The 26,105-nt window shown below is 72.0% G+C and carries 15 protein-coding genes and 1 riboswitch; of the genes, 7 read left to right on the forward strand and 8 right to left on the reverse strand.

Annotated elements, in window-relative coordinates; all coding sequences use genetic code 11:
- Positions 1 to 8: 8 nt before the first annotated feature.
- Positions 9 to 8,093 carry a DUF7507 domain-containing protein gene (locus tag BLW09_RS05165; RefSeq protein ID WP_089909327.1) on the reverse strand — a complete coding sequence of 2,695 codons (8,085 nt, stop codon included), beginning with the start codon at positions 8,091 to 8,093 and terminating at the stop codon, positions 9 to 11.
- A 152-nt stretch (positions 8,094 to 8,245) separates the two neighbouring features.
- On the opposite strand from BLW09_RS05165, the gene BLW09_RS05170 reads away from it, so the two are divergent.
- Positions 8,246 to 8,827, forward strand: coding sequence for a class I SAM-dependent methyltransferase (locus BLW09_RS05170; protein ID WP_089909330.1), 582 nt, complete (start codon positions 8,246 to 8,248; stop codon positions 8,825 to 8,827).
- Between the two features lie 13 nt (positions 8,828 to 8,840).
- Here BLW09_RS05170 and BLW09_RS05175 read toward each other — a convergent pair whose 3' ends face one another.
- Both BLW09_RS05175 and BLW09_RS05180 read right to left on the reverse strand, forming a co-directional pair.
- Positions 8,841 to 9,422, reverse strand: coding sequence for a CoA-binding protein (locus tag BLW09_RS05175; RefSeq protein ID WP_089909333.1), 582 nt, complete (start codon positions 9,420 to 9,422; stop codon positions 8,841 to 8,843).
- Positions 9,419 to 10,720: an O-acetylhomoserine aminocarboxypropyltransferase/cysteine synthase family protein gene (locus tag BLW09_RS05180; RefSeq protein WP_089909336.1), complete on the reverse strand. Its 1,302-nt coding sequence runs from the start codon at positions 10,718 to 10,720 to the stop codon at positions 9,419 to 9,421. Before BLW09_RS05180 ends, BLW09_RS05175 begins: the two co-directional genes overlap by 4 nt.
- Before the next feature lie 77 nt (positions 10,721 to 10,797).
- Positions 10,798 to 10,862: riboswitch (guanidine-III (ykkC-III) riboswitch) on the forward strand.
- 10 nt (positions 10,863 to 10,872) lie between these two features.
- Here BLW09_RS05180 and BLW09_RS05185 point away from each other — a divergent pair.
- Complete coding sequence (locus BLW09_RS05185) at positions 10,873 to 11,187, forward strand: DMT family transporter (protein WP_089909339.1); 315 nt, start codon at positions 10,873 to 10,875, stop codon at positions 11,185 to 11,187.
- 5 nt (positions 11,188 to 11,192) lie between these two features.
- Here the strand turns inward: BLW09_RS05185 and BLW09_RS05190 are convergent, their stop codons facing one another.
- The 3 genes from BLW09_RS05190 to BLW09_RS05200 form a co-directional block, all read right to left on the reverse strand.
- Positions 11,193 to 12,215 carry a YeiH family protein gene (locus BLW09_RS05190; protein WP_089909342.1) on the reverse strand — a complete coding sequence of 341 codons (1,023 nt, stop codon included), beginning with the start codon at positions 12,213 to 12,215 and terminating at the stop codon, positions 11,193 to 11,195.
- A 161-nt stretch (positions 12,216 to 12,376) separates the two neighbouring features.
- Positions 12,377 to 13,969, reverse strand: coding sequence for a S53 family peptidase (locus tag BLW09_RS05195; RefSeq protein WP_089909345.1), 1,593 nt, complete (start codon positions 13,967 to 13,969; stop codon positions 12,377 to 12,379).
- Between the two features lie 58 nt (positions 13,970 to 14,027).
- Positions 14,028 to 15,641, reverse strand: a complete 1,614-nt coding sequence (locus BLW09_RS05200) for a dolichyl-phosphate-mannose--protein mannosyltransferase (RefSeq protein ID WP_089909348.1) — start codon at positions 15,639 to 15,641, stop codon at positions 14,028 to 14,030.
- Positions 15,642 to 15,698: 57 nt separating this feature from the next.
- Between BLW09_RS05200 and rsmI the strand changes: the two genes are divergently transcribed.
- From rsmI to BLW09_RS05225, 5 genes are all read left to right on the forward strand, one after another.
- Complete coding sequence (rsmI, locus tag BLW09_RS05205; RefSeq protein ID WP_089909350.1) at positions 15,699 to 16,517, forward strand: 16S rRNA (cytidine(1402)-2'-O)-methyltransferase; 819 nt, start codon at positions 15,699 to 15,701, stop codon at positions 16,515 to 16,517.
- 122 nt (positions 16,518 to 16,639) lie between these two features.
- Entirely contained in the window at positions 16,640 to 18,229 is a 1,590-nt protein-coding gene (gene metG, locus BLW09_RS05210) for a methionine--tRNA ligase (RefSeq protein WP_089909353.1), read from the forward strand.
- Positions 18,226 to 19,155, forward strand: coding sequence for a TatD family hydrolase (locus BLW09_RS05215; RefSeq protein ID WP_089909355.1), 930 nt, complete (start codon positions 18,226 to 18,228; stop codon positions 19,153 to 19,155). Before metG ends, BLW09_RS05215 begins: the two co-directional genes overlap by 4 nt.
- Positions 19,152 to 20,003, forward strand: coding sequence for a 16S rRNA (adenine(1518)-N(6)/adenine(1519)-N(6))-dimethyltransferase RsmA (rsmA, locus tag BLW09_RS05220; protein ID WP_089909358.1), 852 nt, complete (start codon positions 19,152 to 19,154; stop codon positions 20,001 to 20,003). The genes BLW09_RS05215 and rsmA overlap by 4 nt, the downstream gene beginning before the upstream one ends.
- A gap of 111 nt (positions 20,004 to 20,114) precedes the next feature.
- Positions 20,115 to 21,050: a 4-(cytidine 5'-diphospho)-2-C-methyl-D-erythritol kinase gene (locus BLW09_RS05225; protein ID WP_089909361.1), complete on the forward strand. Its 936-nt coding sequence runs from the start codon at positions 20,115 to 20,117 to the stop codon at positions 21,048 to 21,050.
- Between the two features lie 252 nt (positions 21,051 to 21,302).
- On the opposite strand, the gene BLW09_RS05230 is transcribed toward BLW09_RS05225, so the two are convergent.
- Both BLW09_RS05230 and BLW09_RS05235 read right to left on the reverse strand, forming a co-directional pair.
- Entirely contained in the window at positions 21,303 to 24,134 is a 2,832-nt protein-coding gene (locus tag BLW09_RS05230; protein ID WP_089909363.1) for a helix-turn-helix transcriptional regulator, read from the reverse strand.
- A 130-nt stretch (positions 24,135 to 24,264) separates the two neighbouring features.
- Positions 24,265 to 26,079 carry an ABC-F family ATP-binding cassette domain-containing protein gene (locus tag BLW09_RS05235; protein WP_089909366.1) on the reverse strand — a complete coding sequence of 605 codons (1,815 nt, stop codon included), beginning with the start codon at positions 26,077 to 26,079 and terminating at the stop codon, positions 24,265 to 24,267.
- Positions 26,080 to 26,105 lie beyond the last annotated feature (26 nt).

Here is a 26,105-nt window from a genome sequence, read left to right on the forward strand (position 1 = left end):
GCATCCGCTCACCCGGTCACGATCGGGAGGTGCGCGATCGGCTGGACGGGCAGGGCGAGGGTGGAGGGCGCCGAGCCGATCCGTGCCCCGCCCGGCGCCGTGCCGGCCACCGTCGCGGTGTCGCTGATCGAGCTCCCGAGCAGGAGGTCCGTGGCACTGACCGTATACGTGGCGCTGCAGGTCATTAGCTCTCCCGGCGCGAGGGTGTCGGACGGGCAGGAGACCGCGGAGAGGCCGGACGGGGTGGAGGGAGCAGCCACGGTGTCGGTGACGACGATGTCGGTCATCGTGACGTTCCCGGTGTTCGTGACCACGAAGGCGTACGGGATCTGCTGGCCCTCCGCGGTCGCGGCGCGGGTGTCGGACGTCTTCGCGATGCTCAGACCGGGCTGCGTCTGCTCGGCGACGGTGACCGTCGACGGCTCCGACGAGATCGCCGTCGGGGTGGGGTCGCCCGGTGTCGCCGGCGGCGTCCCGGACGCCGTGGCGGTGTCCGCGACCGAGCCGGCGTCCATATCCGCCTGGCTGACGGTGTACGTCGCGGTGCAGGTGATCGCTTCGGCCGGTGCCAGTGCGGTCTGCGGGCAGCTGATCGGGCTGAGACCGGCAGGGCTGGATGGAGCGGCGAGCCGATCGTCGACGGTGACGCCCTCGACGTCGACGTTTCCGGTGTTCGTCACCAGGAAGGTGAAGACGACCTCCTGCCCCGCCCGCGTGATCTCGGTGGTCTCGGTGGACTTGAGGATGCTGAGCGCCGGCGCCCGGTCGACGGAGATGGTGAGGCCGGACGTGGGGGAGTCCACGGGCGGCGGGGTGGGGTCGCCGGGCGTCGCGGGCCGGATGCCGTGCGCGGTGGCGGTATCGGTGACCGTTCCGTTGTCCAGGTCGGCCTGAGTGACGGTGTAGGTGGCCGTGCAGGTCGTGGTCGCCTGGGGCGCGAGGGTGGCCTGCGGGCAGGTGACGGCGGAGAGGTTCGCCGGGTCGGAGGGTGCGGTGACCTGGTCGTCCACGGTGATGTCGGTCAGGGTGACGTTGCCGGTGTTGGTCACGAGGAACTCGTAGGGCACCTGCTGGCCCACCTGGTCCAGCGAGGTCGTCGTGGACGATTTGGCCACCGTGAGGGAGGCCGAGGGAGGGACGGATACCGTGAGCGTGCTCTCCGGGGAGGTCGTGCGCGGCGGGGCGGGGTCGCTCGGTGTGGCCGGCGGCAGGCCGGATGCGGTGGCGCGGTCGCCGACGGTCCCGGCGTCGACATCCGCCTGGGTGAGGGTGTAGGCGGCGGTGCAGGTGACCTGCGCTCCGGGAGCGAGCGGTCCCGGAGGGCAGATGACCGGCGAGAGGTTGCCCTGGCTGGCGGGCGCATCCTGGAGGTCGGCGACCTGGATGTCGCTGAGCGTCACGTTCCCGGTGTTCACGACGAGGAAGTCGTAGTCGATGACGCCGCCGACCGCGGTCGGGGGCGTGGCGGATTGCGGCGAGGACTTGCTGACGGTCAAGGCCGGCTCGGTGTCGGCGGTGATGGTGACCGTCGAGTGCGGGGATTCGATCGTCGGCGGGTTGGGGTCGGCCGGGGTGGCGGGCGGGGTGCCGGTGGCAGCGGCGGTGTCGGTGACCGTTCCGTTGTCGATGTCCGCCTGGCTGACGGTGTAGGTGGCCGTGCAGGTCATGGTGGCGGTCGGGGCGAGGGTGGTCTGCGGGCAGGTGATCGCGGAGAGGTTCGCCGGGTCGGAGGGCGCGGTGACCTGGTCGTCCACAGTGATCGCGGTCAGGGTGATAGTGCCGGTATTGGTGACGACGAACTCGTAGGGCACCTGCTGTCCCGCCTCCCCGACAGCGGGGGTGGTGGAGCGTTTGACGACGGTGATCCCCGCCGTCTGGTCGACGGCGACGGTGACGTCGGACGGGGGCGAGGTGACGGCCGGCGGGTTCGGGTCGCCCGGTGTCGCGGGCGGGATGCCGGAGGCGGTCGCGCTGTCGGTGACCGTTCCGTTGTCCAGGTCGGCCTGGGTGACGGTGTAGGTGGCCGTGCAGGTCACGGTCGCGGCCGGGGCGAGCGTGGTCTGCGGGCAGTCGATCGCGGAGAGGTTCGCCGGGTCGGACGGCGCGGCGACCTGGTCGTCCACGGTGATCGCGGTCAGCGTGACGTTGCCCGTGTTCGTCACGACGAAGGTATAGGGCACCTCGTCGCCCACCTGGTCCACCGAGGTCGTGGTCGACGACTTGGCGACCGTGAGGGACGCCGAAGGAGGCACGGACACGGTGAGCGTGCTCTCCGGCGAGCTGGTGCGCGGCGGGGTGGGGTCGCTCGGTGTGGCCGGCGGAAGGCCGGATGCGGTGGCGCGGTCGGTGACCGACCCGTTGTCGACGTCCGCCTGGGTGACCGTATAGGTCGCCGTGCAGGTGATCTGGGCGCCCGGTGCGAGCGGGCCGGGCGGGCAGAGGACCGGGGACAGGTTCGCCTGTTCGGCCGGGGCGACCTGCTGATCGTCGACGCTCACATCCATGAGGGTCTCGTTGCCGGTGTTCTCGACCAGGAACGAGTATTCGATCTGATCACCGGCGGCCGTCGGCGGCGTCGCCGACTGCGGGGAGGATTTCACCACGGTGAGTGCCGGGTCGGAGGCGACCGTCAGGGTCACCGCCGACGGTTCCGACGCGATGCGCCCGGGGGTGGGGTCGCCGGGACTCGGTGCGGGCTGTCCCGACGCGACGGCGGAGTCGTGCACTCCGCCGCTGTCCACATCCGCCTGCGTCGTCAGGTAGGTCGCGGTGCAGGTGGTGGACGCCCCGGGGGCGAGCGTGGTGACCGGGCAGACCACGGCGCTGAGGTTCGCCGGGTCCGACGGAGCGGAGACGGTGTCGGTCACCTCGAGGCCGGAGACGGCGAGGTTGCCGCTGTTCGTCACGACGAAGGTGTACGGGATGCTCTCCCCGCTGCGCACCACCTCGGTGGAGGTGCTCGACTTCAGGATGGTCAGCTCCGCCTGGTACAGCACCGGCACGGTGCTGCTCGACGGCCCCGAGGTGCTCGGCGTCGGGTCCGGGTCCGCCGGCGTGGCCGGAGGCGTGCCGGACGCCGTCGCGGTGTCGTTCACCGTCCCGGCGTCGATGTCGGCCTGGCTGACCGTGTAGGTCGCGGTGCAGGTGACGGAACCGCCGGCCGGCAGCGTGGTCGTCGGGCACGTCACCGCGCTCAACCCGCCCGGGAGAGACGGCGGCTCGACGGTGTCGGCGACCGCCACGTCCGCCAGGGTCACGTTGCCGACGTTCGACACAGTGAACGTGTACGGGATCTGCTGGCCGACGCGGGTCGCCGCCGCCGTCGTCGTCGACTTCGCCACCGTGAGAGCGGGGGAGGCGACCGCCGGCAGGCTCAGGCTGTCGTCGGCCGAGTCGACCCGTGCCCCGGTCGGGCTGACGGCGTGGGCGGTCGCCGTGTCGGCCACGGCCCCGTTGTTCAGGTCCGCCTCGGTGGTCGTGTAGGTGGCCGTGCAGGTCGCGCTGGCCTGGGGAGCGAGCGGCGCCGAGGGGCAGCTCACCGCGGTGAGGTTGGACTGCGCCGATGGCGCGGCCACCACATCCGTCACCGAGAGCCCGGTGAGGGTCTGGCCGCCGGTGTTGGTGACGACGAACTCGTAGGGCACCTGCTGGCCGATCCGGGTGATCGAGGTGGTGCTGGAGCGCTTGTCGATCGTCAGGCTGTTGTCGACGGGGTCGACCAGCACCACGTACGCCGACGCCGGCGACTGCACCACGGTGCCGCCCGGATCGCGTCCGGTCGCCACGGCCGAGTCGTCGATGCGGCCGTGGTCGAAGTCGGGCTGGGTGGTCGTGTACGTCGCCGTGCAGGTCATCGACGCTCCGGCGGCGAGGGTCGTGGACGGGCACGACACCGCCGACAGATTCGCCTGGGAGGCGGGAGGAGCCTGGGTGTCGACGACGCGCACCTCGGTCAGTGTGGTCGCGGAGTTGTTGGTCACCTCGAAGCTGTACGGCACCTGCTCGTTCAGGGCGCCGACTCCCGGCGACGACGACGACTTCACGATGGAGATCGCCGGCGGCGTGGAGGGTGCGGGGATGCTGAGTGCATCCGGCGTCGAGCGGACCGCGACCCCGGCCGGCGACGTCCCGGTCGCGGTCGCCGTGTCGGCCACGGCGCCGTTGGTCACGTCGGCCTGGGTGACCGTGTACGTGGCCGTGCACACCTGCGACCGGCCCGGTTCGAGCGAGGGATACGGGCAGGCCACCGGCGAGAGGCCGGACTGCTGGGCGGGCGGGAGCTGCGTGTCCTCGATGTCGACGCCGTCGATGCGGACGTTCCCGGTGTTGACGACCAGGAACTGGTACGTCACGGTCTGGCCGACCGACGTGATGACCGAGACGCCGGAGGTCTTGGTGACCGTCAGCGCGGGCGACTGCTGCGTCGGGATGCCGAGATCGGACGGCTCGGAGGGCGGAAGCGGCAGACCGTTCGCATCCGTGCCCTCGGCCACGGCCGAATCGTCCACGGTGCCGTTCGCGATGTCGGCGGCGGTCACGGTGTAGGTGCCGCGGCAGGTCGTGGAGGCGCCGGGAGCGAGGGTCTCGTCGTCGCAGACGATCGCGGACATCCCGGCCGGGCTGGACGGGAAGGCCGGGGTGTCGTCCACGCGCACGTTCGAGACCGGCGTCGTCCGGATGTTCGTGACCACGAACTCGTACGGCACCTGCTGGCCGATGTCGGTGATCAGCGTCGTCGTCGACGACTTCGCGATCGTCAGCGCCGGATTCGTCGTGATCCGCAGCCGTGAGGGAGGCGCGTCCACCGGTTCGCCCGTCGGCCCGATGGCCGTCGCGGTCGCGGTGTCGGCGACCACGCCGTGGTCGAGGTCGGCCTGGGTGGCCGTGTATGTGCCTGTGCAGTCGACGGTCCGACCCGGTGCGAGAGGTCCCGGCGGACAGGCCACCTGGCTCATGTTCGCCTGCACGGCCGGCGGCGTCTGGGTGTCGGCGACGGTCACGTCCGTGACGTTGACGTTGCCGGTGTTCCGCACGGTGAAGACGTACGGCACCTCCTGTCCGACGGCCGTGACGCGCGTGACGGCGGACGACTTGGTGACCGTGATGGCGGGCGATTGGATGGCCGGGATGATCGTGCTCGACCGCGCCGTCGTGTAGGTGTTGTTCGCCACGTCGACCCCGGTCGCTGTCGCGAAGTCGCTGAGCCATCCGTTCGTGATGTCGGCCGCGGTCACCGAGTAGGTGGCCGAGCAGACGGCGATCTGGCCCGGCGAGAGGGTGGTCCGGTCGCAGGCGATCACCGACAGCCGGCCCTGGGTCGCCGGGGCGACCTGGGTGTCCTGGATGGCGATGTTGCGATAGGTCGTGGACGAGTTGTTGGTGACGGTGAACGTGTAGCGCACCGGCTGCCCGACCGAGCTGAAGGAGTTGGTCGATGAGGCCTTCACCATCGTCAGCGCTGCGGGAGTCGCGTTGACGGACGCCGCCGATTGCGGGGAGGTGACGGTCGTCCCCGCCGGATTCCGCCCGGATGCGGTCGCGAAGTCGTTCACCGAGCCGTTGCCGAGATCCGCCGCCGTCACCTGGTAGGAGCCCGTGCAGGTCATGGATGCTGCGGGGTTCAGGGTGGTCTGCGGGCAGGCGATCGCGGACATGTTCGCCTGCGATCCCGGCAGCACCTGCGTGTCCGCGACCGCCACGTTCGTGAGCACCTGGTTCCCGGTGTTCGTCACGACGAACGAATACGGCACCTGCTGGCCGACGGCGGACACCGAGGTCGCCGTCGTCGACTTCACGATCGTCAGGGCGGAGATCGGTGAGAAGAGCTCGACGCGCGAGGGGGACGACAGGACCGGGTTGCCGCCGGGGTCGGTCCCCGACGCCCGGGCGTGGTCGGCGACGACGCCCGCGTTCACATCGGCGGAGGTGACCCGGTACGACGCGGTGCAGGTGGTCGACGCTCCCGGAGCGAGCGTCGTCGCCGGGCACGTCGGCGCGGTCAGGTTGCCCGGCAGGGACGGGGCCTCGACGGTGTCGGTCACCACGATGTTGTCGACCACCACCGTGGAGTTGTTGGTCACCAGGAACGTGTACGGGATGACCTGCCCGATCGACGTCACGGCGGCCGTCGTCGTCGCTTTGCGGATGGTCAGCGAGCCCGGCAGCTGGGTCGGGATGGACAGGTCGGACGGCTCGGAGGTCACGGCGGCCCCGCCCTCGGGTGCGCCGGAGGCCGTCGCCGAGTCCGCGAGCGTGCCGTTCTGGAGGTCCGCCAGGGTCGCCGTGTACGTGCCGGTGCAGGACTGCGACTCGCCCGGAGCCAGCGCCGGGTTCGGGCAGGTGATCGCCGACATGTTCGCCGAGGATGCCGGCGGCGTCGGCGTGTCGGTGACGGACACCCCGAACAGCGTGACGTTCCCGGTGTTCGTGACGCGGAAGACGTAGGGGATCTGCTGGCCGACGGAGCTCGCCAGGGTGGCCGTGGTCGACTTGACCACCGAGATCGCGGGGCGGGCGCTGGTGATCGTGAGCGTCGCCGGAGGTGCGGTGACGGTCGCCCCCGCCGGATCGAGGCCGCTCGCCGTCGCCGTGTCGCGCACCGACCCGTTGTCGAGGTCGGCCTGGGAGACGGTGTAGCGCGCGGTGCAGGTCGTCGAGGCCTGAGGTGCGAGCGTCTGCGTCTCGCACAGGATCGCGGAGAGGGCGGCCTGCGACGCGGGCGGTGTCTGGGTGTCGACCACCGTGATGCCGTGCAGCGTCACCTGCGAGCGGTTCGTCACGACGAACTTGTACGTGACCACTTGGCCGACCCGGGTGATCGCCGTCGTCGTCGACGCCTTGCTCACGATCAGGGAGGCGGGCGGCGTCACGGTCAGGGGAGTGTCGGCCGGCGGGTTGAGACCGTCGAGTCCGGCGGTGCCGTCGGGGAAGTTGGCCGGGCCGTTGGTGTAGGTGCCTGGCACGGTGGCGGTCACCTGCACGGTCACAGTGCAGGCGTTCTGCCCCTGGTTCAGGGTGCCGTTCACGACGACCGAGGCGGACCCCTGCGCAGCCGTGACGGCGCCGCTCGCGCACGTCGTCGCGTTCACCCCGGTGGCCGTCACCCCGGACGGCAGGTCGTCGTGGAACCCCCACCCGTTCTTCGCCGCCAGCTCGGAGGTGTTCGTGATCGTGTAGGTCAGCGTCGACGTCTGGCCCGACGCGATCGTCGACGGCCTGAACGCCTTGTCGAGCTGCGGGGTCACATCCAGGATCTGGGGGAGGTCGAACGCGCCGTCGTTCCCGGCCACGACCGCGCTCTGGTTCTCGAGCTGCATGCCGACGGTCGGCGTCCCGGTGCTCGGCACCTTGATCGCCGCGGAGACGAGACCGGCGACCATCGTGGGCCCGAACGGTCCCGAGCCGTACTGGACCGCGCCGGGATAGTGGCACGGGTCGAGCTGCGTCGCCAGCACGTTCTTCACGCCGTTGACGTAGAGCGAGAGGGTCTCCGAGGGGTTCCCCGCGCTGTTCGCGGTGCAGTTGGTCGCCGCGACGATCGCCGTCGTCTGGTAGAAGTGGCCGGGGATCGCCGGTATGGCCGTGTTCGTCCGCAGCTGGATGCCCGGGACGGTGCCGTTGGCCGTGTAGGCCGTCACCGCCTGGTTGTGGGCGGCCGCCGCTGTGGAGTACCCCTGGAACTGGCCCATCGCGTTCGCGAGGATCTGCACCCCCGAGATCGGGCATCCCGGGTTCCACCCGGGCGGCGCGGTCGTCGTAGACCCGTTGACGATGTAGCCGTTGCAGTACTGGCCGTCGGCCCAGCGGGGGTCCGCGTAGTAGGTCTCCGCGTTCGCACCGGAGACGCCGGGAACGTAGCTGCTGCCCGGGGTGCCCTGGTACGCCGTGATCTTGATCGCGGTCGATGCCGCGTTCTGGCCGGAGAAGTCCTCGGTGAACAGGGCGGTCGGCGGCTGCGGGGTGCCCGGCGTTCCCGCCGTCGTCGCCTCCGCCTGCTGGGCGGGGAGGCCGACGCCGACTCCGGTGACGATCAGCCCGAGGATGGCGACGGTCGCCACGACCGCTCGTCGGATGGTGGGATTCCGGTGACGCATGAGAACTTCCTTCCGGCGTTCGCCCCCCACCCGGAGCTGCGAGAGTGCTCCGGTGGACGCCTGCCTGACAAGCTAGGTGGGCATCTCCCGGCTCGAAAGACAGCGCCGCGTGGCCCACCCGGCGGTCGCGTGGTCCGCGTAGGCTCGGCGACATGGCGTTCGACTGGTCGCAGTTCTATGAGAAGCAGGGCGGGCGCGGCGTGCGGCCGACCTTCCAGAGCGCCGTCTCCGCCTGGGACGGAGAGCCGGGCGATGCGGTCGATCTCGGCTGCGGCGACGGCGTCGAGACCAGGCACCTCGCCGAGCACGGGTGGCGTGTGCTGGCGGTGGACGCCGACCCCGGCGTGGAGGAGCGGGTGCGCGCCGGCCTGTCGCCGGACGCGTCCGAGCGTGTCGACGTGCGGCGCGCGTCATTCGAGACGCTGGGGGAGCTGCCTCCCGCGGATCTCGTCTACGCGGGCTTCGCGCTGCCGTTCTGCGACGAGTCGCACTTCCCGTATCTGTGGGCCGACATCCGCGAGGCGCTGCGGCCCGGCGGCCTGTTCGCCGGCGAGCTGTTCGGCCCGCACGACGAATGGGCCGGCCGACCCGGGATGAGCTTCCACGAGCGCGGCCAGGTGGAGGGCATGCTCGCCGGGATGGACGTGCTGCAGCTGGTGGAGGACGACCGTCGCGGGATGTCCTTCGAGGGCCCGAAGCACTGGCACGTCTTCCACATCGTCGCGCGCGCCTGACCGCGCGGGGACGTCAGCGGAGGGTCTTGCGCGCGGTGATCTGGCCGGTGTCGAAGCCGAGCAGGTGCAGACCGCCGTGGAAGCGGGCGTGCTCGATCTTCATGCAGCGGTCCATCACGACCGTCAGGCCCTTCGACTCGCCGTACTCGGCGGCCTCCTGGTTCCAGATGCCCAGCTGCACCCACACGGTCGGCGCGCCGATGGCGAGCGCCTCGTCGATGACGGCCGGGATGTCGGCGGGCTTGCGGAACACATCCACGATGTCCGGCACCTCGGGCAGCGACGCGAGGTCGGGGTAGGCCTTCTCGCCCAGGATGGTGTCCGCGTTCGGGTTGACGAAGTACAGCCGGTAGTCGCTCGACTGCTGCAGGTAGGTGCCGACGAAGTAGGACGACCGGGCCGGGTTGGGGGAGGCGCCGACGATCGCGACGGACTTCGCCCCGCGCAGGATCTTCAGGCGCTCCTTGGCGTCCGGTCCGACCCAGGTGCGCTGCGACTTCAGGAGCTTCGCGAGGGGGGAGTCCGACGGCAGGGCGCAGCTCAGCCCGTTCGCGAGCTGGACCTCGGTGGTGGCTTCCGTGGTGGCAGTGGTCATGCTGCGTTCGCCTCCTCGACGGCGATCGTGAGCGCCTGATCGAGATCGTAGATGATGTCGTCGACGTCTTCGATCCCGACGCTGATGCGCACGACGCCCGGCAGCACGCCGGCGTCGAGCAGCTGCTGCTCGGTGAGCTGCGCGTGGGTCGTCGAGGCGGGATGGATCACCAGCGTCTTCGCGTCGCCGATGTTGGCGAGGTGGCTGGCGAGATTCACCGACTCGATGAACCTCTGGCCGACCTCGCGGCCGCCCTTCACCACGAAGCTGAACACGCTTCCCGGGCCCTTCGGCAGGTACTTGAGCGCCCGCTCGTGGTGCGGGTGCCCGGGCAGTCCGGCCCAGAACACCTTCTCGATGCGCGGGTCGGCATCCAGCCACTCGGCCACCGCTCGCGCATTGTCGACGTGCGCCTGGATGCGGTAGGGCAGAGTCTCGACGCCCTGCGCGAGCAGGAAGGCCGAGTGCGGGGCGAGCACCGGTCCGATGTCGCGCAGCTGCTCGGCGCGCAGCCGGGTGAGGAACGCGTACTCGCCGAAGTTGCCCGACCACTGCAGACCGCCGTACGAGGGGACGGGCTCGCCGAACAGCGGAAACTTCGAGGAGTGCCAGTCGAAGCGGCCGCTCTCGACCACGACGCCGCCGAGGGTCGTGCCGTGCCCGCCGAGGAACTTGGTGGCCGAGTGGATGACGATGTCGGCGCCCCACTCGAACGGCCGGTTGAGGTACGGGGTCGCGATGGTGGAGTCGATGGCGAGGGGGATGCCCGCCGCGTGCGCGACCTCCGCCAGCCCTTCGATGTCGGCGATCTCGCCGGACGGGTTCGCGATCGTCTCGGCGAACACCAGCTTCGTGCGGTCGGTGATCGCGGCGGCGTAGTCGGCCGGGTCCGCGCTCTGCACGAAGGTGGTCTCGACGCCGAAGCGCCGCAGGGTCACATCCAGCTGGGTGATGGATCCGCCGTACAGGTTCGCCGAGGCGACGATGTGGTCGCCCGCGCCGACGAGGGACGCGAACGTGATGTACTGCGCGCTGAGGCCGGAAGCCGTCGCCACCGCGCCGAGGCCGCCCTCGAGGCTGGCGACCCGCTCCTCGAACGAGGCGACGGTCGGGTTCGCGAGGCGCGAGTAGATGTTGCCGTACTTCTGCAGGGCGAAGCGGGCCGCGGCATCCGCCGTGTCGTCGAACACGAACGCGCTGGTCTGATAGATCGGCAGCGCGCGCGCTCCCGTCACGGGATCGGGGATGTTGCCCGCGTGGATCGCCCGCGTGCGGAAACCGTATTCGCGATCTGCCATGGGGGTCACGCTACCCGACGCCGCCGACGGTCCGCGGCGGTCGACGTAACACGCGGCAACCCGGTTTGCTACCCTGGGGCCAGGTCCGATGCGGGGCCCCGGACGACGGTTCAGTACCCGGTGAGCGACAAGACTGGCCAAGGAGTCGCACCGTGTCCTGGATCGTCCTCATCGTCTCCGGCGTGCTCGAAGCCGTCTGGGCCACCGCCCTCGGCCGGTCCGCCGGGCTCACCCGGCTCTGGCCGAGCGCCGTCTTCGTCGTCGCCCTCGTCGCATCCATGGCCGGGCTGGCCTTCGCGATGCGCGAGATCTCGACGGGCACCGCCTACGCGGTGTGGGTCGGCATCGGCGCCTCTCTCACGGTGCTGTACGCCATGGCGTTCGGCGGAGACGGCTTCTCGCTCGTGAAGGCGCTGCTCATCGTCGGCCTGGTCGGCTGCGTCGTCGGGCTGAAGCTGGTCGACTGACCGCGTCAGGCGACGGCCGACACCCAGACGGCGGCGAGCGCCAGCAGGGCGATCAGCAGCCAGGACACCAGGCCGGTGACGAGCGCGCGCCAGCCGGTGCCGACCAGGGTGCGGAGGCGCACCGCCGTCCCCAGGCCGAACAGCGCCATGGCGAGCAGCACGGTCTGGAGGGTGTCCGCGCCGTCCGTCACGAGGGACGGGAGCGGCACGAACGTGCGCACGAGAACGGCGAGCAGGAACCCGGCGACGAACAGCGGAACGATGGGCGGGCGCTTCACACCCGGGTCGCCCGCGACATGGCGGCGGCGCTCCACGACCGCGGCGACCGCCACGACCGGGGCGAGCATCAGCACGCGGGTGAGCTTGACCACGACCGCAACGGCGAGCGCTCCGGCACCCGCCAGCTGCGCGGTCGCGACGACCTGTCCGACGTCGTGGACGCCGGCGCCCACCCAGTGGCCGAACTGCTGCGCATCCAATCCGAGTGGATGCCAGAAGAGCGGAAGGACGAAGATGGCGAGCGTTCCGCACAGGGTCACCAGCGCGACGGGGGTGGCGGCCTCCTCGTCCTTGGGCTTCACGACCCCGCTCATCGCGCCGATGGCGGACGCGCCGCAGATCGAGAAGCCGGTGGCGATCAGGAGCGGCTGGTGACCGGGGAGGCGCATCAGCCGACCGATCCAGAAGGTTCCGGCGAAACTGAGCAGCACGACGCCGACGGTGGTCAGGATGGCGACCCAGCCGAGCCCGGCGATGTCACCGAGGCTGAGCTTCAGTCCGAGCAGAACGACGCCGATGCGCATCAGCCGTTTGGCGCTCAGGGACAGACCGGGGGCCAGGCGTCCGGCGACGGCCGGCCGTGCGACCGGGAGCTGGCCGACCACGATCCCGAGCACAACGGCCGCCGTCAGCCACGGGACGACGGGGACCAGCCAGTGCACGCCCCACGCGACGGCCGCAGCCACGGCGCACGCCACGACGCCGGGAAGCCAGGGCAGCGTTCGGGCGGTCGGCGACGGAGTGCTCACCGACCCATTCTGTCGGCATCCTGCTGTCGGCATCCCACCGTCGGCATCCCGCTGTCGGCATCCCACCGTCGGATGTTCGACCTCCCTACCGCGAGGACTCCACCCGCACCGCGGTCCGCCGGAGTTCTGCGGCCGTTCGTCCGACGGACGCGGGCGGTTCCCTAGAGCGACGTCAGCAGCCGCGCGCCGTCCGGGACGCCGAGGCCGGTGCACGCGTCCCATCCCGCCGTCGCCCGGTAGGCGCCGTTGTCGCCGGTCGTGATGTCGCGGAAGCCGTCCGCGACCTGCCCGGCCGGCACCGCGTCGTACAGCCGCGGCTGGAGGAGACCGAGCGGCTTGCCGGTGGACTGTGCGAGTCGCGCGACCAGCGCGGCCCACAGCGGGGCCACCGCGCTCGTTCCGCCGATCACGGTGTCCTGGCCGTCGACGCGGATGCGGTAGCCCGTCTGCGGATCGGCGACCGCGGAGACGTCCGGCACGCCGCGTCCGCCCGCGCCGTTCCTGGCGCCGCCCGCGTCCGTGCCGTCCGCACCGGACGGCACCCCGACGCCCGCCTGCCAGGACGGCAGCGGGAAGACGGCGCTCACGCCTCCTCCGGTGGCGCCTCCGCCGGTGCCGTTGTTCCAGACGACCTCCGAGCGCACCGCGCCGGTCGAGGCGTCCGCTTCGAGCCGGGTTCCCCCGCAGGCCAGCGCGTGGGGCGAGGAGGCGGGGAAGTCGACGTGCGGCCGGCCGTCGCCCACGCGGTCGCTGCTCCCGTCGTCGCCCGCCGCGGCCGTGGTCGTCACGCCGAGTGCTGCGGCGTCCTGCAGCGCCTGGTCGAACGCGGTGCGGGCCTGGGCGGTCCAGCCGTCCTCCGACTGCCCCCAGCTGATGCTGATCGCCGCGGGCGTCGGCTCCGCGTGCGCGGCGGTCGTCACCGCGTCCAGGAACCCCGCGTCGGTGTTGGGCGCGAAGTAGACGACGATCTCCGCCTTCGGGGCCAGCGCCCCGGCGACCTCGATGTCGAGCATGACCTCGCCGTCTGCGCCGTTCGGGTTGCCGTCCGGCGCGTTCGAGCCGCCGTCGACCCCCACCGCACGGACGCTCGGGGTCGGGATGCCGAGTCCGGCGAAGTAGGTGTCGAGGTCCTTCTGCACATAGCCGCCGCCCAGCTCGATGATGGCGATGGTCTGACCGCTGCCGTCGGTGCCATCGGGGAAGGAGTAGACCGTCCCGAGCTGCGGGGGCGTGTAGCTGGTGCTGACCGCCGCGGCGGGCACGTAGCGGTACTGCGCGCGCGCCTGCGGCCGGTCGTCCAGCCCGAGGACGGCGGTCACGACCCCGGCGAGCGCCGACGGGATGCTGAGGCCGCCCGTCCGCTGCCGGTACACCGCGGCGTCTTCGCCGGCGCCCTCCGCGCTCGACTGCGCCAGGTCGGTGCCGAACACGCGGGCGACGGTCTGCACCGGACCGGAGACGCGGATGCGCCGTGCGCCCGCATCCACCTCGTCGATGCTCACGCCGAGGCCCTCCAGGGTGCGGCGCACCAGCTCGACGTCGTCGGGCGAGGCTCCGTAGCGTTCCGCGAGCTCGTCCCGGCTGAGCGGCTCGGCGAAGGCGCTCTCGGGGAGCTCGGCACGGCGGCGCAGCACGAGCGTCGCATCCACGCGGGTGTCGGGCGCGAGCCCTCCGTGCGCGCGGAAGCCCGGGCGCTCCGGCCGTTCGCTTCCGGGAAGGGGGACGAGGTCGAGGGGCTGCTCCGCATCGGTCATACCCCTCGGTCTACCACCGGCCCCCGACACGGGACAGTGCATCCGCGACCCCCGCGGACTACACCCAGCTGGGCAGCCACATGTGGATCTGCCAGAACCAGAACGGCACCTGCTGCCCCGTCCAGATCGGCCAGAAGAACGCGCTCACCACGGCGCACGCGGCCAGGAAGACGCCGGTCCACAGGATGCCGCGCCGCCGTCGCGGCTCCGGATCGGTGCGCCGGCCGAGAACGATGGCGATGGCGGCCGTGAGCGCGAGGATCAGGTACGGCTCGAAGGCGATCGAGTAGAACGTGAAGATGGTGCGGCCCATGTACAGCCACCACGGCAGGTATCCCGCCGCGAGCCCCGTGAGGATGAGCCCGATGCGCCAGTCGCGGGTGCGGACGAGCCAGTACAGCAGGAACAGGATCGCCGCCGTTCCCGCCCACCAGATCAGCGGGTTGCCGAGCGAGGTGATCGCGGCGGAGCAGGAGTCCCACGCGCAGCCGTCCTTGCCCTTCGTCGTCCCGACGTAGTACATGCTGGTCGGCCGCAGCATCAGCGTCCACGTCAGCGGGTTCGACTGGTACGGGTGCGGCGTGTGCAGGTTGATGCTGTAGTTGTACATCTGCGTCTGGTAGTACCAGAGGTTCTGCGCCCAGAGCGGCACCCAGGCGAACGCGCCCGTCCACTGCGCGTGCGCGGCCTCCGCCCAGTGGCGGTAGTAGCCGTCCTTCGACAGGATCCAGCCGGTCCAGGTCGCGACGTAGGCGACGAACGCGAGCGGGACCATGAGGACGAAGGTCGCCGGCGCCTGCTTGAGCAGCGCCCCGCTCGCGTAGAACGGCAGCTTCTCGCGGCGGCGGGCCACCGCATCCACCACCACCGTGTACACGGCGAAGAAGGCGAGGAAGTAGAAGCCCGTCCACTTGACCCCGGCGCACAGCCCGCACAGGATGCCCGCGGCGATCAGCCACGGCCGCCACCACAGCACGGGCCCCCACGCCGGGTCGCCGCCGGACGAGCGCGCGGCCGCCACCTTCGCGGCGAGACGGTCGGCGGCCCAGCGCCGGTCGAGCAGGATGCAGCAGAACGCCAGCAGCGCGAAGAACATCACGAAGTTGTCGAGCAGCGCGACGCGGCTCATCACGATGGCGTGGCCGTCGATCGCGAACAGGAACCCGGCGATCGTGGCCAGCATCGTCGAGCGGAACAGCGTCCGCGCGATGAGGAAGACGAGCAGGACCGCGATCGTCCCGACGATCGCGGTGGAGACCCGCCAGCCGAACGAGTTCGCGGGACCGGTGGCGGCCATCCCGAGCGCGATCAGCCACTTGCCGAGCGGAGGATGCGCGACGAACGACGGGTCCGCGTCGAAGATCTGCGTCTCCCCGGCGGCGAACCGGGCGTCGGCCTTGTCGGGCCAGCTGCCCTCGTAGCCGAGGTTCCAGACGGTCCAGGAGTCCTTCACGTAGAAGGTCTCGTCGAACACGAGCGCGTGCGGCTGGCCGAGGTTCCAGAGCCGCAGCACGGCCGCGAGCAGGGTCACGGCGACGGGTGCGCCCCACATCCACAGCCGCAGGCGGCCGGGGGTGCCGAGGACGCGCGCCCACCAGTCGTCCAGACGTGTGCCGACGGGGACCGCGGCGACGTGCGCGGCCGGGAGATCGGTCGGAGGAGCAGAGGTCACCAGGCCATGCTAGGGCGGCGGGCTCCGCGTCGCCTTCCGACTGACAGACTAGACGCCATGATCATCCTGGCCGCGACCCCGATCGGCAATCTCGGCGACGCGTCCCGGCGGCTGGTCGAGGTGCTGTCGGCGGCGACGGTCGTCGCGGCGGAGGACACCCGGGTCGCGCAGCGCCTGCTGGCCGGTCTCGGCGTCGAGAACCGCCCGCGGCTGATCGCCCTGCACGACCACAACGAGCGCGAGCGCGCGGCCGAGCTGGTGGAGCTGGCCCGCGACCAGGACGTCGTGCTGCTCTCCGACGCCGGGATGCCGACGGTGTCCGATCCCGGCTTCCACCTCGTGGAGGCGGCAGCGGCGGCGGGCGTCGGCGTGACGGCGCTGCCCGGGCCGTCCGCCGTGCTGACGGCGCTCGCCGTGTCCGGCCTGCCGACCGACCGCTTCACCTTCGAGGGCTTCCTCCCGCGCAAGCAGGGGGAGCGGCTGTCGACGCTGCGAGCCGTCGCCGCCGAGCCCCGCACCATGGTGTTCTTCGAGTCGCCGAACCGGCTCGCCGCATCCCTGACCGACATCGCGACCGCGCTCGGCGCCGACCGCCGCGTCGTCGTCTGCCGTGAGCTGACGAAGCTCTACGAGGAGGTGCGCCGCGGCACCGCGGCCGAGCTGGCGGCGTGGGCCGCCGAGGGGGTGCGCGGCGAGATCGTCGTGGTCGTTGCCGGCGCGCCCGCGCGGGCGGCGGACCCGGAGACGGCGGTGCAGCAGGTGCTCGCGCTGGTCGCGGCGGGCAGCCGGCTGAAGGAGGCGGCCGCCGAGGTCGCCGAGGCCACCGGGCTCGGCAAGCGCGACCTCTACCAGGCGGCGCTCGAGCGGCGCTGCTGAGGACGCCCCTCCACGCGCAACCCGTTCTCCACGGTGCAACTCGTTCTCCACGGTGCAACCCGTTCTCCACAGGCGGAGTAACAGACGGAATCGCGCGCGTCCGCGCCCGTAGGATAGTCACCATGTCCGACGGCTCTTCCTTCTACATCACCACGCCGATCTTCTACGTGAATGATGTCCCGCACATCGGGCATGCCTACACGGAGGTCGCGGCCGACGTCCTCGCCCGCTGGCACCGCCAGGCCGGCGACGACACCTGGCTGCTCACCGGCACCGACGAGCACGGCCAGAAGATCCTGCGGACGGCGACCGCCAACGGCACGACGCCGAAGCAGTGGGCCGACAAGCTGGTGACCGAGGAGTGGCTGCCGCTGCTCGACACCGTCGACATCGCCAACGACGACTTCATCCGCACCACCGACGAGCGGCACGAGGTCAACGTCCAGAAGTTCCTGCAGAAGCTCTACGACGACGGCTACATCTACGCCGGCGAGTACGAGGCGCTCTACTGCGTGGGCTGCGAGGAGTTCAAGCCGCAGAGCGAGATCGTCGACGGCACGGGGGAGTACGAGGGCCAGAAGGTCTGCGCCATCCACTCGAAGCCGCTGGAGCTGCTGCAGGAGAAGAACTACTTCTTCCGCATGAGCCAGTTCGCCGACCGCCTGCTGGCGCTCTACGAGGAGCGCCCCGACTTCGTCCAGCCCGAGTCGGCCCGCAACGAGGTGGTCAGCTTCGTGCGGCAGGGCCTGAGCGACCTGTCGATCTCGCGGTCGAGCTTCGACTGGGGCATCAAGGTGCCGTGGGACGAGTCGCACGTCGTCTACGTGTGGTTCGACGCGCTGCTCAACTACATCACCGCCGTCGGCTACGGGCAGGACGACGAGGAGTTCGCCCGCCGCTGGCCGGCGAACCACCTGGTCGGCAAAGACATCCTGCGCTTCCACGCGGTCATCTGGCCCGCCATGCTGATGGCCGCGGGTCTCGAGGTGCCGAAGCGCGTCTTCGGTCACGGCTGGCTGCTCGTGGGCGGCGAGAAGATGTCGAAGTCCAAGCTGACCGGCATCGCGCCGACGCAGATCACCGACACCTTCGGGTCCGACGCGTTCCGCTACTACTTCATGCGCGCCATCAACTTCGGGCAGGACGGCTCGTTCAGCTGGGAGGACCTCGCGGCACGGTACCAGGCCGAGCTCGCCAACGGGTTCGGCAACCTGGCGTCGCGTGTCGTCGCGATGGTGACGCGCTACTTCGAGGGCATCGTGCCGCCGGCCGGCCCGTACCGCGATGTCGACCTGCACGTGCAGGAGGTCGTCCGCACGGCGGCGGCCGACGCCGACGCGGCCGTCTCGCGCCTGGCGATCCACGACGCCCTGACGGCGATCTGGCGGATCGTCGACGAGCTGAACGGGTACATCACCGAGCAGGAGCCGTGGGCGCTGGCGAAGGACGACGCCCAGCGCGAGCTGCTCGGCACCGTGCTGTACACGGCGGCCGAAGGGCTGCGGTCCCTCGCGGTGCTGCTCTCTCCGGTGATCCCGGCGGCCACCGCCAAGCTGTGGGAGGCGCTCGGCGTCTCCGGCGAGCTGGGCGCGCTCACGGCGCAGCCGCTCCGCAGCGCGGGCGAGTGGGGCCAGCTGCCCGCGGGCACGGAGGTCAACGGGCTCGAGGCGCTGTTCCCGCGGATCGACGCGGAGGCGGTCGCCGCGGTATGACGGACCCGTCGTTCGTCCGGCAGCGGCACGTCACCGACGGCCGCGACCTCAGCTACCCTCCGCTGCCCGAGGCGCTCACCGTTCCCGTCTACGACAACCACACGCACCTCGAGATGGCCGACGGCGCGGAGCCGCTCGACTACCGCGAGCAGCTCGACCGTGCGTCGAGCGTCGGCGTGCGCGGCGTCGTGCAGGTGGGCAACGACGTCGAGACCTCCCGCTGGTCGGCGGAGACGGCTGCCGTGGAGCCGCGGATGCTCGCGGCCGTCGCGCTGCACCCGAACGACGCGCCGGACTACGACGAGCGGGGCGAGCTGGACGACGCGCTCGCCGTGATCGCCGAGCTCGCGGGCCGGCCGCGGGTGCGTGCTGTAGGCGAGACCGGCCTCGACTTCTTCCGCACGGAAGAAGGCCCCCGACGCGACGCCCAGTTCCGCTCGTTCGAGGCGCACATCGAGATCGCCAAGCAGAACGACATCGCGCTCCAGATCCACGACCGCGACGCGCACGCCGCCGTCGTCGCCACCCTGAAGCGCGTCGGCGCCCCCGAGCGCACGGTGTTCCACTGCTTCTCGGGCGACGTGGAGCTGGCCCGCATCTGCGCCGAGAACGGCTGGTACATGTCCTTCGCGGGCACCGTCACGTTCAAGAACGCGCCGGGCCTGCGCGCGGCGCTCGAGGTCGCCCCGCGCCACCTGGTGATGGTGGAGACGGACGCCCCGTTCCTCACGCCGACGCCCTTCCGAGGCCGCCCGAACGCGCCGTACCTCATCCCGTACACGCTCCGCGCCATGGCCGAGGTGATGGGGACCGACGCGTCGACCCTGGCCGCGCAGATCAACTCCAACACCGAACTGGTCTACGGCCGCTGGGACAGTGAGCCCGTCGGGCCGCCGCCGACCCGGCCGATCGGGATCATCGCGTGAGTGAGCTCCGGCTGCTCGGCCCGGCCGAGATCCGCGACCTGGCGGAGCTGCTCGACGTCACCCCGACGAAGAAGCTGGGCCAGAACTTCGTGATCGACGCCAATACGGTCCGGCGGATCGTCCGCGTCGCCGAGGTGCAGGCGGGGGACAGCGTCGTGGAGATCGGCCCCGGCCTCGGATCGCTGACGCTCGGCCTGCTGGAGGCCGGCGCCCGCGTGGTCGCGGTGGAGATCGACGGCCGTCTCGCCGCGCAGCTCCCCGTCACGGTGGCGCAGCTCGCCCCGGACGCCGCCGAGCACCTCACCGTCGTCCACCGCGACGCCCTCGCCATCACCGAACTGCCGGTCGATCCCGTCCGCCTGGTCGCGAACCTCCCGTACAACGTGTCCGTCCCGGTGCTCCTGCACTTCCTGGAGCACTTCCCGAGCCTCCGCTCGGGCGTCGTGATGGTCCAGGCCGAGGTCGGCCACCGGATCGCTGCGCAGCCCGGCTCCAAGGTCTACGGCGCCCCGAGCGTGAAGGCCGCCTGGTACGGCACCTGGCGCACGGCGGGGTCGGTCAGCCGCCAGATCTTCTGGCCCGTGCCGAACGTCGACTCGGTCCTCGTCGCCTTCGAGCGCCGCGACGACGCGCCCGGCGACGAGCAGCTCCGGCTCCGCACCTTCGCCCTCGTCGACGCCGCCTTCCAGCAGCGCCGCAAGACGCTGCGCCAGGCCCTCGCCCCCGTCTACGGCGACCCGCCGTCCGCGGAGGCGGCCCTGCAGGCGGCCGGGATCTCCCCGTCGTTGCGCGGTGAGCAGCTCGCGCTGGCCGACTTCGCGCGCCTCGCGGCGGCCGCGCCGGCGTGACGGCGACGCCCCGGCCGGCCCGGAGGCTCGTGCACCGCACCCACTGATCCGTGCGGACATGCGCCCAGGCGGCGCCCAGCCTGACGGTCCTCGGGTGTGTAGGTTGGAGGCATGGTGGACGCGTGGGACGTCGACGGCGTGCATGTTCGCGCCCCGGGCAAGATCAACGTGTTCATGCGCGTCGGTGCGGTCATGGAGGACGGCTACCACGACGTCGCGACCGCCTACCAGGCCGTCTCGCTCTATGAGGATGTGCGGGCGTATCACGCCGACGACTTCTCGGTGAGCTTCGGGGGCAGCGTCGACACGAGCGGCCTCCCGCGCGACGAGTCGAATCTGGCGATCAAGGCCGCTCGGCTGCTCGCCACGCGGACCGGCTACGCGAGCGGGGTCCGGCTGGAGATCGACAAGCACGTGCCCATCGCCGGGGGGATGGGCGGAGGGTCGGCCGACGCCGCCGCCACCCTGGTCGCGTGCGACGCCCTCTGGGGCACAGAGCTCGGGCGCGAGGAGCTGCTGACGCTCGCCGCGACGCTCGGCGCCGACGTGCCCTTCGCGCTGGTGGGCGGAACGGCCATCGGCACCGGCCGCGGCGACCGGCTGAGCCCGGCGCTCGCCACCGGGCAGTTCCACTGGGTGCTGGCCCTTCCGGAGGGGGAGCTGAGCACCCCGCGCGTCTACAGCGAACTCGACCGGCACCGCGAGCGTCACGCCGCCGACATCGCGCCGGCGCAGGTGTCGCCGACCGTCGAGTCGTCGGTGCTGCAGGCGCTTCGCGCCGGCGACCCGGCCATGCTGGCCGAGGCGCTGACGAACGACCTGCAGGCTCCGGCCATCCACCTCGTGCCCGAGATCGCGGACGTGATCGAGCTGGGCGAGATGAACGGCGCGCTCGCCGGGATCGTCTCCGGCTCCGGCCCCACCGTCGCGTTCCTGGCGGCCGACCTCGATTCGGCCATCGACCTCCAGATCGCGCTCAGCGCGGCGCGGGTGCGGGCCGTGCGGGCCACCGGTCCGGTGCACGGGGCGCGCATCCTGGGCGACTGAGGGCATCGTCGGCACCGCGGACCGTCGGGAGACGGCGCAGATCTCCTTCGCGGACGAGCGGAGTCCGACAGGAGGGCCGAGCCATGCCGGCCCGACACAGGCGATGCCCGAGGATGCCCGGCCACGACACGCGTCGGGTTGAGACGATCCGTTCGGAAATCAGAAGCGTATCCACGTCCCGGGCCGGGCATCCCAGGTGTCTCCAGCGTAGCCAGCGCCGGGCCGCCGGTTGCTACCCGGACGGGGAAACCGTCAAGACTTGACGGGTCTCCTCCGCGACAGGCTCCGGAGGTCGCGGCGGGAGCGCAGCCCGAGCTTCGACAGGATGTTGCGGACGTGGAAGTTCACGGTCGTGACGGAGACGTAGAGGCGCTCCGCGATCTCCTTGTTGGTCATCCCGGCGGCGAGCGCGTGGGCGACCTGCCGCTCCCGCGTGGTGAGCGTCGCGAGCGGGTCGACGGCCGAGGTCGCCACCGCCGTCTCGTCGAGCAGCCGGACGCAGCGGGCCAGGTATCCCGCGGCGCCCAGCCGGCGGAACGTCTCGGCCGCGGCCTCCAGCTGCGCCCGCCCGCGTTCGGTGGCGGCGGGGGACGCGCCGGGCTGCGCGAGGGCGAGACGCCCGGCGTCCAGCGCGGCGACGGCGCGGGGGAAGGGGAAGAGCTCCGCTCCCGGCTCGTCGACGGCGTCACGGTAGGCCTCGACGGCCTCGGGGATGCGGCCCTCCGCCTCGAGCGCCCGCCCCTCCAGCCAGCGCAGCGAGCCGTAGTACGGGCGCCACATCGGGGAGGCGGCGGCGCGCTCGTACGCCTCGCGCGCCTCCTCCGGCCGGCCGAGGGCCGCGAGCGCGTCGACGCGGTAGCTGAGCCAGCCGAGCGTCGAGCCCCGTGAGGCCGCCGCCTCCGCCTGCTCGACGGCGGCCAGCTGGTCCCGCGGGCGGCCCAGCGCGCGGCCGAGCTCGGCGCGCGCGAGGTGCGGAAGGTCGCCGTCGTACGATCCGGTGATGCGGGGGTCGGCGTGCGCGGCCGCGCGGAGGCGCTCCTCGACCGCTTCCGCCTCTCCGCGACCGGCGCGCACCAGGGCGGACGTCCACAGCGCGATCGGCCAGCAGGACAGGTCGGTCTCGTCGAGCGCGAGCGCGACGGCCGTGTCGGCGAGGGTGACGGAGTCCTCCCATTCGCCGGTGAGGAACAGGATGTGCGCGTACATGGTGCGCGCGAATCCGGCCGTCCAGCTGGAGGGGAAGCGCCGCACCAGTTCCGCCGCGCGGGCCAGGTCGGCCCGCGCCCGGCCGATGTCGCCGCTCAGGATGAAGACGCGGGAGCGGCTGACCAGCGCATCCACCGCCGCGGGCGACTCGTGCCCGACGAGGAGCTCGTCCAGCTCCGCGGTGAGGGGCCCGAACAGGTCCGGTCGCCGCGAGTGGGCGGCCGAGTTGATCGCCCAGCCGAGCAGCCGGGTGAGGTCGTCCTGCGGAGCCGCCAGCCAGCGGAGGGCTGGGTCGGCGACCTCCTCGGGTGCGGGCGACGCGGCGATGTGCTCGCGCGCGGCGTCGAGGTGGTCGATCACCCCGGCGAAGTCGCCCATCGCCATGAGGACTTTCGGAAGCGCCTCCGCCGTGTGGGAGCGCAGGGCGCGCTCGTCCGGGGTGCGCGCAGGGCGCCGCTCGAACTCGAGTGCGAGGGCCAGTGCGCCGGGCAGGTCGCGGGACAGCGTGCGCAGTTCGAGCAGGACCGCGTCGCGCGTCGGCGAGGGAGGGGTCGCCTCGAAGGCGGGGCGCAGGTCGAGGATGCGCTCGTGCATCCGGAACCGCATGGCGATGAGCCCGAGTTCGAGCAGCGCGCGCTCCGCATCGCCGTCGTCGGCGAGGTCGACCGCCGAGCGCGCGTAGCTGAGGGCCTGCTCGGCCTGTCCGAGGTCGGACACGGTGAGCGCGGCCGACAGCAGCTCGGCGACGAGGGTCGGGTCGGCCCGGTCGGCGGCCTCGACCCGGTGCCGCAGCGCGCGGTGACCGGACAGCACCTCGGAGGCGACGCGGTGGATGGCGACCCGCCTCTCGAGCGACAGCTCGCCCGCGAGGGCGTCGGCGAGGATGGCGTGCGCCGGTTCGACCCGGACGACGCCGTCGCGCGTCTCGGCGAGGACCAGGCCGCGGGCGACGGCACCGTGGACGTCCACATCCATCCCGAGGCGCTGGGCGATCGTGCCGGCCACCGGGAGCGGCAGCGGATCCCGCAGCACCGCGACGAGCTCCGCCGCGGCGCGCACCGACGGATCGGCGCCGTCCAGCGAGGCGGCGATCGCGGTGGCCAGCGGGGTGATCGCGGTGGCCGGGAGGTCCCATCCCGCCGGGTGCAGGGCCTGGGCGAAGGTGTCGCGCAGCTGGCCGAGCAGGACGCTGAGCAGCAGCGGCGAGCCCTGGGTCGCCTCCGTCAGGCGCGTGGCCGTTCGGCGCGAGACCGGATGTCCGAGGATGTGCCTGGCGAGCTCCTGCGTGTCGCCGACGGTGAGCGGCGTGAGCTCGATGCGGGCGTGGTTCGTCGTGGTGGACGCGAGGTCGTCGAAGAGCCCGGAGACGCTGTTCTGCTGCGGCCGCGTGGCCGCCGTGAACAGGAACGACTGCTCGGCGAGCCTCCGGACCAGGAAGCGGAGGGCACGCGCGGACGGCTCGTCGACCCACTGGGCGTCATCGACGATGAGGCACACCGGCCCGTCGATCGCGTCGATCGCGTCGAGCAGCAGGCGTCCGACCGTCAGCGGGTCGTCGCCGGGCGACGGGGGACGGATGGCGCCGGCCGCGCCCCGCCTCGTGCCCGACCGGAGGGCGTTCAGCCCGCGGACGAGCGTCTCGACGGTCGCGTAGGCGAGGTCGGACTCGAACGAGTCGGCGTGCACCCGCAGCACCGTCCAGCCGTCGAGCCGTTCTGCGACGTCGGCGAGCAGCGCGGTCTTTCCCATCCCGGCCTCGCCGGTGACGAGCACGGCGCCGCCGCGCTCCTGGGCACGGTGCGCGACCAGAAGCATCGTCTCGCGGGCGCGGTCCCGTCCGAACAGGGGCCGCTCGTCGGCCCGCACCTGGTCAGTCACGTACCGCTCCCGTCCCCGTCGGCCGCGTCGGGTCGGGTTTCGCGACCGATCCTCAGGATCATCGCACAGCATCCACCCGAGTTCGGTCCCCAGTCCGGGGGAGTGGACGTGGAACCCTCCGCGTGCGTGCTCAGCCCTCCAGCTGCTCCGACAGCTCCAGCCAGCGCGTCTCGAGGTCGGCGATCTCGCCCTCCAGCGTGCGCAGCTCCTCGGTGAGACGGCCGAGACCCACGTAGTCGCTCTGATCGTGACGCGCCAGTTGCTCGTGCTTCGCGGCGACCTGGTCGCCCACCTTGGCGAGCCGGCGGTCGAGCGCGGACAGCTCCTTCTCCGCTGCGCGCAGGGCTGCGCCGGAGAGCGCGGGAGCCGACGGCGTCGTGGCGGAGCCGGCCGCGACCGCTGCCGTGCCTGCGGCGTCGGAGGGCGCCGGGCCTGCGGCGCTCTCCGCCCGCCGAAGCCGCAGGTACTCGTCCACCCCGCCGGGCAGGTGCCGCAGGCGGCCGTCCAGCACGGCGTACTGCTGGTCGGTGACCCGCTCCAGCAGGTACCGGTCGTGCGAGACCACCAGCAGCGTCCCCGGCCAGGAGTCGAGCAGATCCTCCATGGCGGCGAGCATGTCGGTGTCGAGGTCGTTCGTCGGCTCGTCGAGGATGAGCACGTTCGGCTCGTCGAGCAGGATGAGGAGCAGCTGGAGGCGGCGCTTCTGACCGCCCGAGAGGTCCTTCACCGGGGTGGAGAGCTGGGCGTTCGAGAAGCCGAGACGCTCGAGCAGCTGCCCGGGCGTGACCTCCTTGCCGCCGGCGAGGTACGTGGTCCGCTTGCCGGCGACGACCGCGGAGACCCGCTCGTCCTGCACGTCGTCGAGCTCGGCGAGCTGCTGCGTGAGCGTGGCGATCCGCACGGTCTTCCCGCGCTTCACCGTCCCGGAGTCCGGCTTCACCGTTCCCGCGACCAGCCCGAGCAGCGTCGACTTGCCCGCGCCGTTCACGCCGAGGATGCCGGTGCGCTCGCCGGGGGCGATCCGCCACTCCACGTCGCGCAGCACGGTCTTCGGCGGGTACGAGACGGACACGTCGATCAGGTCAACCACGTCCTTGCCGAGGCGCGAGGTCGCCAGCGTGGTCAGCTCCACGGTGTCGCGGGGCGGCGGCTCGTCGGCGATCAGGGTCGCCGCCGCGTCCATCCGGAACTTCGGCTTCGACGTGCGGGCCGGAGCGCCGCGGCGCAGCCAGGCCAGCTCCTTGCGCATCAGGTTCTGCCGCTTCGTCTCGGCGAGCGAGGACATCCGGTCGCGCTCCACGCGCTGCAGGACGTAGGCGGCGTACCCGCCCTCGAACGGCTCGACGATGCCGTCGTGCACCTCCCACGTCGTCGTGGAGATCTCGTCGAGGAACCACCGGTCGTGGGTGACGACGACCAGGGCGCCGGAGGCCGGCGACCAGCGTCCCTTCAGGTGCTTGGCGAGCCAGGCGACGCCCTCCAGGTCGAGGTGGTTGGTCGGCTCGTCGAGGAACAGGATGTCGTGGTCGTGCACCAGCAGGGCCGCGAGCGCGACGCGGCGGCGCTGGCCGCCGGACAGCTCCCCGATCGTGGCCTCCCAGCGGATGTCGGACACCAGTCCGGCGAGGACGTCGCGGACGCGCGGGTCGCCCGCCCAGAGATGCTCGTCGCGGTCGCCGACGATGGCGTGCCCGACGGTCAGCTGCGACGGCAGCTCGTCGCGCTGGTCGAGCATCCCGACCGTCACGCCCCTCCGTCGCGTCACCCGGCCGGAGTCCGGCTCGATGCGCCCGGCGAGCAGCTGCAGCAGGGTCGACTTGCCGTCGCCGTTGCGCCCGACGACGCCGACACGGTCGCCCTCGGCGAGGCCCAGCGTGACGGAGTCGAAGACGGTGCGCGTCGGGTACTCCAGGTGAAGGGATTCCGCGCCGAGAAGGTGAGCCATGAGGGTCTCCAGCCTACCCGGGAGGC

The sequence above is a fragment of the Leifsonia sp. 21MFCrub1.1 genome (assembly GCF_900107895.1).
In the GTDB taxonomy this organism is placed as follows: domain Bacteria; phylum Actinomycetota; class Actinomycetes; order Actinomycetales; family Microbacteriaceae; genus Leifsonia; species Leifsonia soli.

Excerpts from the sequence above, each read along its gene's own strand:
- BLW09_RS05195 (WP_089909345.1), bottom strand. The coding sequence starts at position 13,969 with ATGACCGATGCGGAGCAGCCCCTCGACCTCGTCCCCCTTCCCGGAAGC.
- BLW09_RS05165 (WP_089909327.1), bottom strand. The coding sequence starts at position 8,093 with ATGCGTCACCGGAATCCCACCATCCGACGAGCGGTCGTGGCGACCGTC.
- BLW09_RS05235 (WP_089909366.1), bottom strand. The coding sequence starts at position 26,079 with ATGGCTCACCTTCTCGGCGCGGAATCCCTTCACCTGGAGTACCCGACG.
- rsmI (WP_089909350.1), top strand. The coding sequence starts at position 15,699 with ATGATCATCCTGGCCGCGACCCCGATCGGCAATCTCGGCGACGCGTCC.
- BLW09_RS05215 (WP_089909355.1), top strand. The coding sequence starts at position 18,226 with ATGACGGACCCGTCGTTCGTCCGGCAGCGGCACGTCACCGACGGCCGC.
- BLW09_RS05225 (WP_089909361.1), top strand. The coding sequence starts at position 20,115 with ATGGTGGACGCGTGGGACGTCGACGGCGTGCATGTTCGCGCCCCGGGC.
- BLW09_RS05175 (WP_089909333.1), bottom strand. The coding sequence starts at position 9,422 with ATGACCACTGCCACCACGGAAGCCACCACCGAGGTCCAGCTCGCGAAC.
- metG (WP_089909353.1), top strand. The coding sequence starts at position 16,640 with ATGTCCGACGGCTCTTCCTTCTACATCACCACGCCGATCTTCTACGTG.
- BLW09_RS05170 (WP_089909330.1), top strand. The coding sequence starts at position 8,246 with ATGGCGTTCGACTGGTCGCAGTTCTATGAGAAGCAGGGCGGGCGCGGC.
- BLW09_RS05180 (WP_089909336.1), bottom strand. The coding sequence starts at position 10,720 with ATGGCAGATCGCGAATACGGTTTCCGCACGCGGGCGATCCACGCGGGC.